The sequence below is a fragment of the Methylobacterium sp. E-045 genome (assembly GCF_022829685.1).
In the GTDB taxonomy this organism is placed as follows: Bacteria; Pseudomonadota; Alphaproteobacteria; order Rhizobiales; family Beijerinckiaceae; genus Methylobacterium.
The window spans coordinates 1-1,208 of sequence record NZ_JAKSYE010000019.1; the positions used below are offsets into that span (position 1 = coordinate 1).

1 protein-coding gene is annotated in these 1,208 nt (G+C 73.0%); it reads left to right on the forward strand.

Annotated elements, in window-relative coordinates:
- The first annotated feature begins 255 nt into the window (after window positions 1-255).
- Complete coding sequence (locus tag MKK51_RS01155; protein WP_243974474.1) at window positions 256-1,176, forward strand: PhnA-like protein; 921 nt, start codon at window positions 256-258, stop codon at window positions 1,174-1,176.
- The last annotated feature ends 32 nt before the right edge of the window (window positions 1,177-1,208 follow it).

Sequence of the window (1,208 nt, forward strand, 5' to 3'; positions counted from 1 at the left end):
GGCAACTATCTGCGCCAGGGCGGCCGCGAGGTCACGCACCACGTCGCCGAGCACCCCGTGGCCGCCCTGCTGGTGGCCGGCCTCCTCGGCTACGGCCTCGGCCTGCTCATCCACGGCCGCGACTGATCCGCAGGCCGACGATCTTGGTCCGACCGCGCCGGGACGGCGCGGGCGGATCCTCGAGTTCCACCCCACCGACCCACCTCTCGAACGACCGAACGACTCGGACGACCGACGACCCGGAGTACCAGTAACGTGTCCACTTCCCCCATCCTCGCGACCCCCTCCGCCGCGGCTTCGGCCGACACCCGCACCGTCCTGCTCAATTCGGTGTCGTGGGGCGCGATCTTCGCCGGCGCCGTCACGGCCCTGGTGACCCAGGTCATCCTCAACATGGTCGGCGTCGGCGTCGGCCTGTCGAGCGTCGGTCCGGTGGCCGCCGACAACCCGGCCGCCTCGACCCTGTCGCTCAGCGCGGGCATCTGGTTCGTCGGCTCCGGCATCGTCGCGGCTCTCGCCGGCGGCTTCATCGCCGGGCGCCTGTCGGGCAAGCCCATCAACGGTGCAGCCGGCCTGCACGGCCTCGTGTCCTGGGCTGTGACCACCCTCGTGGTGCTCTACCTGCTGACCTCGGCGGCCGGCGGCCTCATCGGCGGCGCCTTCTCGGGCGTGACCAGCACGCTCGGCGGCGCCGGTTCGCTCGTGGGCGGTACCGTCCAGACCGCGGCGCAGGCGGCGGCTCCCTCGCTGTCCAAGATCACCAACCCCCTCGACGGCATCGAGCAGTCGGTCCGCAACCAGGCCGCCGGCCAGGACCCGCAGGCCGCCAAGGACGCCGCCGTCGCCGCGATCCGCGCCCTGTTCACGGGTGACCCGGCCCAGAAGGCCCAGGCCGAGAACCGCGCCGCCGACGCCCTGGCCAAGGCCCAGGGCATCCCGGTCGATCAGGCCAAGACGCAGATCCAGGACTACAAGAAGCAGTACGACGAGACCGTCGCCACCGCCAAGGTGAAGGCCGAGCAGGCCGCCGTGGCCGCCAAGTCCGCCGCCACCCAGGGCGCCTTCTACGGCGCGCTCGCCCTGATCCTCGGTGCGCTCGCCGGCTTCTTCGGCGGTCGCCTCGGCGCCCCGAAGCTCCACACCCTGGCCGACGCCTACGACGCCCGCCGCGTCTGAGCCGATCCCCGGCCGGTCATCGCGACCGGCCG